This is a genomic window from Pseudomonas sp. HP_12, assembly GCF_055283955.1.
In genome coordinates, this window is sequence record NZ_JBTOQG010000011.1 from 92,308 (window position 1) to 99,980 (window position 7,673).

Below are 7,673 nucleotides of genomic sequence, written 5' to 3' on the forward strand. Positions count from 1 at the left end.
GCCAGGCCGGAATCAAATTCAGTAACCAGACTCACAAACCTGATTTGAATCTCCGGTCCAGAAGGCCGCCCTCAACCCCCCGCTGTATCAATGTCCTTGTCCAGCTCACCCGTCTGCCGTTCCTCTTTGGTGGTATCCGGCGACTCATGCTCTTCAGGCTCGAAATCAGGGGTGAAGCTGTTCTCGCCGGTCAGGTTGCCGTTGTTCTCCTGACTCTGCGCGCCGTCCTCGGACTGGCTCTGTGACCCGCCCTGGTTCTTCAGCGCATCGTTCTGCGCCACGCTGCTGTCTGGCCTGACTTTCTCAACGGCAGGATTAATCGCCGGGTCGTTGCGGTTGACGGTTTGATCGTTGTTCTGGGTAGCCATACGCACCTCTTCTGTCATGTCCCGTTCACAGGACGTACAGATATCGAGGGCAACGGCGCGCAAGGGTTCGATCCATGTGCTGACCGGCAGGCTTCAGCTGTCGCGATACGCACCCGTCACCGGCATGCGACTGCCCAGTCGATAGCGCGAGGACGGATGCACCAACCGCACGTAGGTCACCACGTTGCCGCTGTTCCAGGTGCGGCGCATCAGCACCAGACACGGCTCGCCCGGCTCGATCTGCAGATGCTTGAGCTCCTCGGCGCTCGGGTGGCTGGCCTCGACGATGTGCTCCATCTCATCGGGCTGAATGATCTGCAACAGATAGCGCGCCGACTGCAACGCGTCGCCGAAGGGCTGGTTCAGAAAGTCCGGCGCGGCGTGCGGGTTGACGTAACGGTCCTCCAGCTGCACCGCCACATCGTCCTCGTAATGCACGCACAACAGGTGAAACACCGACGCGCCAGTGGCAAGCGAGAGGGCCGAGGCGATGGGCATCGACGCCGATTCCCGTGCCAGGTGCAGCACCTGGCAACGATAGCGATGGCCCCGGGCAAGGATTTCGTCGGCGATGTTGGTGATGCGCAGCAGGTTGGATTGCGGCTTGCTCGCGGCGACGAAGGTGCCGACCCCGGACACCCGCAGCAGGCGGCCTTCTTCGGTCAGCTCGCGCAGCGCCCGGTTGACGGTCATCCGCGACATGCCCAGCTCGACCACCAGGCGGTTCTCCGACGGAATCAGGTCGCCGGGCTTCCATTCCCCCGACGACAGCTTGCCGTGAACGAAGGACTTCGCCCGCCGATAAAGGGCCTGGGGTGCCGGCTTATCCATCGTTTCTCTCCCTTTCCGAACAGGCGTGCGTCGACGGCCCTAAAAAAAGCGCATCACGCCTTGGCGTCCTGCCAGAATGCGTTGCGGTCCAGGTAGTTCTGCAAGAACTGTTGCAGCCGGGGTTGTTCGGCGTTGTGGAAAATCTGTTGCGGCGTGCCGCGTGCGACGATTTCGCCCTGATCGAGAAAGATCACCGAATCGGCGACCTGGGCGGCAAAGCCCATCTCGTGGGTGACCACGACCATGGTCATGCCTTCCTTCGCAAGGGTCTTCATCACCTGCAGCACTTCACCCACCAGCTCCGGGTCGAGGGCCGAGGTGGGCTCGTCGAACAGCATGATGTGCGGTTCCATCGCCAGCGCCCGGGCAATCGCCACCCGCTGCTGCTGACCACCGGAAAGTTGCGCGGGATACGCCTCGGCCTTGTGCGCCAGGCCCACCTTGTCGAGCATCGCCATGCCGCGCTTCTTCGCGTCGTCGGCCGAGAGTTTGCGCACCCGCCGCAAGGCTTCGCAGACGTTGCCAAGGGCGGTCATGTGCGGCCACAGGTTGAACTGCTGAAAGACCATGCCGACGTTGCGCCGCACCTGATTGATCTGCGATTGCGGCGCGCGGCGACGGCCCTTGTCGGTGTCCTGCCAGCCGAGCAACTGGCCTTCGATGCGGATCTCGCCTTCGTCGTACTCCTCCAGAAACGCCATGCTGCGCAGCAGGGTGCTTTTGCCCGAGCCCGACGGACCGATCAGGCAGACCACTTCCGAGCGCCGCACCTGCAAGTCGATGCCCTTGAGCACGCGCAGGGTGCCGAAGCTTTTGCCCACCTGGCTCAGGGTCAGGACGGTCGAGGGCTCGCCGTTGGTTTTCATAGGTTCATCCAGGGATTGGCCGGTCGGTTCGCCGGTCGGGGCGGGCACGTTGCCGCCAGGGATCAGAAGACTGTTCATGGGGTTTGCCTGCTCATGAAGCGGCCGACGCGGGTTTCCAGCAGCATGCCCAGCCGCGAGCACAGCTCCACCAGAATCAGGTAGCCGATGCACAGCATCAGCAGGGTTTCGACGAAGGCGAAGGTTTCCGAACCGATGCCGGTAAGGACCATCGTCAGCTCGGGAATGGTGATGATCGACAGCACGGCGGTTTCCTTGCACAGCACCGTGACCATGTTTACCAGCGCCGGCAGAATCATCACCAGCATCTGCGGCAACTGGATGCGCCAGATACTTTGCAGGCGGGTAATGCCCAGGCAATCGGCGGCTTCCAGCTGGCCCCGGGCGACCGACTCGAAGCCGGTGCGGAAGATCTCGGCGAAGTACACGCCGCCGTAAACCCCCAGGCCGAGAATGCCGGCGGGGATCGGGTCGAGGCTGATGCCGAACGACGGCCCGCCGTAATACACCAGGAACAGCTGCACCAGAAACGGCGTGCTGCGGATCAGCTCGATGAACACCCGCAGCGGCGCACGGACGACGTTGTTGCCGAACACCTGGGCGACGGCGATCAGCATGCCCAGCGCCAGGCCGAGCACGACGCCGCTGCTCCAGGTGCCGAGGGTGACCAGAAACCCCGAGCCGATGTCGCCCAGGTGGTCTGTGAAAATGCTGGGGTCGAAGGTCATGCCGTGCGCTCCTTCAGGCGTCGTTCGAGCAGGCTCGCGGCGTAGGCCAGCGGCACGTTGATCAGGCAGTAGAAGCCGGCCAGCATCAGGTAGTCCTGGACGAACATGTAATCGCTGGCGGCGAGGTTCTGCGCCGTGCGGGTGAGGTCGGCCAGCCCGACCACCGAAACCAGCGACGAGGCTTTGATCAGCAGAATCATTTCATTGACCAGCGCCGGCAGCGTCAGGCGCACGGCCTGGGGCACGCGGATGCGCATGAGCATCTGCGCGTCGCTCATGCCCAGCAAGCCGGCGGCCTCCAGCTGACCGCCGGGAATCGCAAGAAACCCGCCACGCATGATCTCGGCGATATAGGCGCCGGCGGCCAGGGACAGGCCGATGATCGCCGCCACCGTGGGCGAGACATTGGGCAGGCCTACCCGGGGCAGGAAGTAATAGATGAACAGCAATTGCACCAGCAGCGGAATGCCGCGGAACACGAAAATGTAGGCGCCACCGAGGCGGCGCAGCAAGGGGATCGGCGACAGGCGCAGGCTGCCGACGACGATGCCGATGACAAAGCCGAACACCAGCGCGGCCATCGACACCTGTAGCGTCACCCACAGAGCGCCAAGCAAGAGCGGCGCGTTTTGCTGCAGCAAGGGCCAATCGAACACGGGGGTACTCCGCTGTGTGAACCGTCCTGATGAATCATCACGATGTGAGTCGTCGGGCACAGACCTTGTGGGAGTGAGCTTGCTCACGAATGCGGTTTGCCTGCCGCATATGGGGTGTCTGACATACCGCAATCGCGAGCAAGCTCACTCCTACACGTTAGGTGTCGCCCCGCAAATCCGGAGTCGACGCCAAGACCTTGTGGGAGTGAGCTTGCTCACGAAAGCGGTGTGTCAGGCGACATCTCTTTCACTGCAAAAATGCATTCGCGAGCAAGCTCGCTCCCACAGGTTATGTGTCGTTCTGTCGGCCATGAGTTAAAGCCGAAGGCTCAAACGCGCCTTACCACGTCGGCTCGAAATCACCCTTCGGCACGTCCATTTCCGCCCCCAGCCATTTCTTCTGCAGCGCGGCCAGGCGGCCGTCGTCGTGCATCTTGGTCAGGGCGGCATCCAGCGCGGCGATCAGGCTGTCGGCATCGGCGTCCTTGCGGCCCAGGTAGGCGAAATAGGATTTCTTGCCGAACGGCGGCTGCACCACTTTGTACAGATTGCTTTTCTGCGCGGCGACGAAGGAGATGTTCGGCAGCGAGTTGGCCACGGCGACGATGCGCTTGGCGGCCAGGTCGGCGTAGGCCTGGTTGTTGTCGACGTATTCACGAATGGTGACCTTCTGCGGCAGGGTCGCGGCGAAGGCTTTCAGCTCTTCCAGCTGCGCCGAGCCCTTGCCGGCACCGACGGTTTTACCGGCGATGTCTTCAGGCTTGCCGATGCTGTCGTCCTTGGCCCCGGCCAGCAGCGCCACGGTCGCTTCGGCGATCGGCGAGACGAAGTGGTAACGCTCCTTGCGCGCCTTGGTCACGATGATCGGACCGGCCACCACGTCGAATTTCTTCGCCTCAAGGCCGGGCAGCACGCTCGGCCACGGCAGGTCGAGGAACTTGATCTTGACCCCCAACTCCTGGCCCAGCGCCTCGAACAGCTCGGCGTTCAAGCCTTTCTGTTTGCCCGCTTCGAGGAAATCGAAGGGCGCAAACTGCATTTCGGTGCCGACCACCAGCTCACCGGCCTTCTTCACATCGGCCAGTTGGTCGGCCTGAACCGCGAATGGCAGCAGCGTCAACGTGGCAGCGATACTCAAGCGTTTAAACGTCCTGCGGAACACAGAGTCGAGTGACATGGGATGGCTCCTGGGTGGATGCGGTGTGTTTCGTCGAAGGCTGTGGGATGTTGGGTGAGCGGGTGAATGATTCTGCAACTGCAGTTAGCGTGCCATACCGGTATAGACAACCGGCATGGGGCTATCAGCTGAGGATCTTCCCCGGATTGAGAATGCCGTTGGGGTCGAAACTGCGCTTGAGCTCGGCCATTACTTGCAAGGCTTCTGCGCTCACCGAGTGATGGAGAAACTCGCGCTTGAGCAGGCCGATGCCATGTTCGGCCGACACCGCGCCGCCCAGCTCGCCGACGGCGCTGTACACCAGCTCCTCGATTTCCAGCACCGGCGCGGGCTGCGGCAGCGAGTTGCAGTCCACGGTCAGGTGCAGATTGCTGTCACCGATGTGGCCGAAATACACGCTTCGGTTACCCGGCCAGCGCGCGTCGATGCGCTCACGGCAGCGTTCGGCAAACTCACCGATGCGGCCGATGGGCAGGCTGATGTCGAAATTCAGCGGCGCCATGCGCTGGGGAAACTCGCCGGTCGCCTCGCGAATCTTCCACAGCCCGCGGGCCTGGGCCTGGGAGGTCGCGAGGATGGCATCGACCACTTCACCGGCTTCAATCGCCGCTTCAAGGGTTTCCTCCAGCGCATCGCTTGGGCCGGAAGACTCCAGCAGCACGTACAGCGGATGATCATCGGGCATCGGCGCGACGGGCTTCTCCTGCGCTGAGCTCCCCAGCCACGACACACCGAGGCGGAAGAAATCCTGCCACATCAGTTCATACGCCTGGGGCGTGCCGACGCTCGATTGAATGCGCCGCAGCAGGGCGACCGCGCTGGGGTAATCGGGCAGGGCGCAGAGCAGCGTGGTGGTCGGACCGGGTGGCGGCGCCATTTTCAGAACCGCACGGGTAATCACCCCAAGGGTGCCTTCGCTGCCGATGAAGCACTGTTTTAGGTCATAACCGCAGTTGTTCTTGATCATCTTGTTCATCAGGTCGAGCACGCGCCCGTCCGCCAGCACCACCTCCAGACCGAGGACCAGATCGCGGGTCATCCCGTAACGAATCACCGCATTGCCGCCGGCATTGGTAGCGATGTTACCGCCGATCTGGCACGAGCCCCGGGCGCCCAGATCCAGCGGAAACAAAAAACCGGCCTCGGCCACGGCGTGCTGGATGTCCTCCAGCGTCGTGCCCGCACGCACGCTGACGGTGGCGGCGGCCGTGTCGATTTCCTCGATGCCGCGCAGGCGATCCAGCGACAGCGCGATGTCGGTGGTGCGCGGAACGGCGCCGCCCGCGAGGCCGGTCATGCCGCCTTGAGGCACCACGCTTTGCCCCGCCGCGTTACAGATGCGCAGGGCGAGGGAGACCTGTTCGGTGCTGGTCGGCAGGACAAGCGCAGCGGGGCAGGCCGGCGCGTGGCGGGTCCAGTCGCTGTAATGCCGCGGGCTGATGGCCTCGCCGGTCAGCACCTGAGAATCGCCCAGGGCCTGGCGCAACTGGCTGATGGTCTGTTGCAGGTCGCTCATGGAATCCACTCGATCAATTCGCGTCAGGTATGGGGCGTGCCTGAAAGCGGGGAGGCTGTATAGACAGCTGAGGCAAGATGCAGGCCAGCTCGGAAACGCCGGCCGGCTGAGGACGTTAATGACCTCCCTGTAGGACTGGCTTTAGCCGGGAAGGCGTCGTATGTCACACCGCAGAATTGAGGGTGCACGCACTCGCGCATTCCCGGCTGAAGCCGGTCCCACTCAAAGAAGCGGCGCGGCACAGTAAATGCTTGATCCGGTCTATACCGCCCAGTCCATTTCCTGCGCCCGGAGCCTGCCATGACCGTCACCGCTAACCTTCCTATCATCGACATGGCCGGCGTCCGTGAAGGCGACGAGGCCGCGATCCGTCGCGCCGGCGAAGCCATCCGCACTGCCTGCAGTGAGAGCGGCTTCTTCTACATCATCAACCACGGCGTGCCCCGACACGTGATCGACAGCACCATGGCGGCCGCGAAAACCTTCTTCGCCTTCGCGCCGGAAATAAAGCGCCAGGTGGCGGTGAACAAGCGCCACCGCGGCTGGCACGCATTGGGCGGGGCGCTGATGTACGAGGCGACCAAACCGGATTTCAAGGAGTTTTTCAGCATCGGCCTGGAGCTGCCGGAGGATGACCCGAGTGTGCTGGCGGGGGAGGCGTTGCGCGGGCCGAACCAGTGGCCGGATTTCATGCCGGCATTGCGGGTGGCCCTGGAGGCGTACTACGAGGAGATGGGCAAGGCCGGCGCTGATCTGTTGAGGGCTGTGGCCGTGGGCTTGGGCATCGAACCCGGTTTTTTTGCGCCTAAATACGGCAAGCGTTTGCAGCGTACGCAGATGGTCTATTACCCGCCCCATCCACCCCGGGCCGAAGCGGATCAGTTCGGCGTCGCGCCGCACACGGATTATGGCTGTATTACGTTGTTGCATCAGGACAACAGCGGCGGTCTGCAGGTGCGTGAGTTGGGCAGCGGGGCGTGGATTGATGCAACGCCGATCGAGGGCAGTCTGGTGGTGAACGTGGGGGATTTGCTGGCGCGTTGGTCGAATGATCGGTTTCGGTCGACCTTGCATCGGGTGATCAATCAGTCAGGGCATGAGCGGTATTCGATCGCGACGTTTTATGACCCGACCTATGGGGCGGTTATTGATCCGTGCGATTTGGGAATCGAGGTGGCTGCCAGTCGGTATCCGGCGGTGGCGGCGGGGGATTACATACTCAAGCGGATTGATGATTCGATGGCGTATCGGAAGAAGGGTTAATCGCGAGGACGAGCCCCGAAAGGCGGGCGAATGCGCGGAGATTTACGCATATCCATTATCGGAGGTGGCGCTGACTTACCCTTCCGCCCTTACGGCGGGTCACTTTTTCCAACAGCCGAAAAAGTAACCAAAAAGGCCGTGCTCCTGGTTGGGTTCCTCCTTCGTCGGAATACCCTCACTCCGACGACGCTCCGTGGGCCCGCGCCGAACGGACATCCATGTCCTAGCGGCGCTCTCGCGGCATCCATGC

General features: G+C 62.9%; 8 protein-coding genes. 1 reads left to right on the top strand and 7 read right to left on the bottom strand.

Going from position 1 to position 7,673, the window contains the following annotated elements; genetic code table 11:
- Window positions 1-71: 71 nt before the first annotated feature.
- The 7 genes from ACYASU_RS09960 to ACYASU_RS09990 form a co-directional block, all read right to left on the bottom strand.
- Window positions 72-368: a hypothetical protein gene (locus tag ACYASU_RS09960; protein WP_463582692.1), complete on the bottom strand. Its 297-nt coding sequence runs from the start codon at window positions 366-368 to the stop codon at window positions 72-74.
- 93 nt (window positions 369-461) lie between these two features.
- Window positions 462-1,199: a histidine utilization repressor gene (gene hutC / locus ACYASU_RS09965; RefSeq protein WP_463582693.1), complete on the bottom strand. Its 738-nt coding sequence runs from the start codon at window positions 1,197-1,199 to the stop codon at window positions 462-464.
- A 53-nt stretch (window positions 1,200-1,252) separates the two neighbouring features.
- Complete coding sequence (locus tag ACYASU_RS09970; RefSeq protein WP_463582701.1) at window positions 1,253-2,065, bottom strand: amino acid ABC transporter ATP-binding protein; 813 nt, start codon at window positions 2,063-2,065, stop codon at window positions 1,253-1,255.
- A gap of 74 nt (window positions 2,066-2,139) precedes the next feature.
- On the bottom strand, window positions 2,140-2,811 hold the full coding sequence (locus tag ACYASU_RS09975) for an amino acid ABC transporter permease (protein WP_463582694.1): 672 nt from the start codon (window positions 2,809-2,811) through the stop codon (window positions 2,140-2,142).
- A complete protein-coding gene (locus ACYASU_RS09980) occupies window positions 2,808-3,467 on the bottom strand; it encodes an amino acid ABC transporter permease (protein ID WP_463582695.1) in 660 nt (219 codons plus the stop codon). Before ACYASU_RS09980 ends, ACYASU_RS09975 begins: the two co-directional genes overlap by 4 nt.
- Before the next feature lie 340 nt (window positions 3,468-3,807).
- Window positions 3,808-4,644, bottom strand: coding sequence for a transporter substrate-binding domain-containing protein (locus ACYASU_RS09985; protein WP_463582696.1), 837 nt, complete (start codon window positions 4,642-4,644; stop codon window positions 3,808-3,810).
- A gap of 124 nt (window positions 4,645-4,768) precedes the next feature.
- Window positions 4,769-6,160: an FAD-binding oxidoreductase gene (locus ACYASU_RS09990; protein ID WP_463582697.1), complete on the bottom strand. Its 1,392-nt coding sequence runs from the start codon at window positions 6,158-6,160 to the stop codon at window positions 4,769-4,771.
- Window positions 6,161-6,460: 300 nt separating this feature from the next.
- Here ACYASU_RS09990 and ACYASU_RS09995 point away from each other — a divergent pair, with 300 nt between their 5' ends.
- Entirely contained in the window at window positions 6,461-7,423 is a 963-nt protein-coding gene (locus ACYASU_RS09995) for an isopenicillin N synthase family dioxygenase (protein ID WP_463582698.1), read from the top strand.
- The last annotated feature ends 250 nt before the right edge of the window (window positions 7,424-7,673 follow it).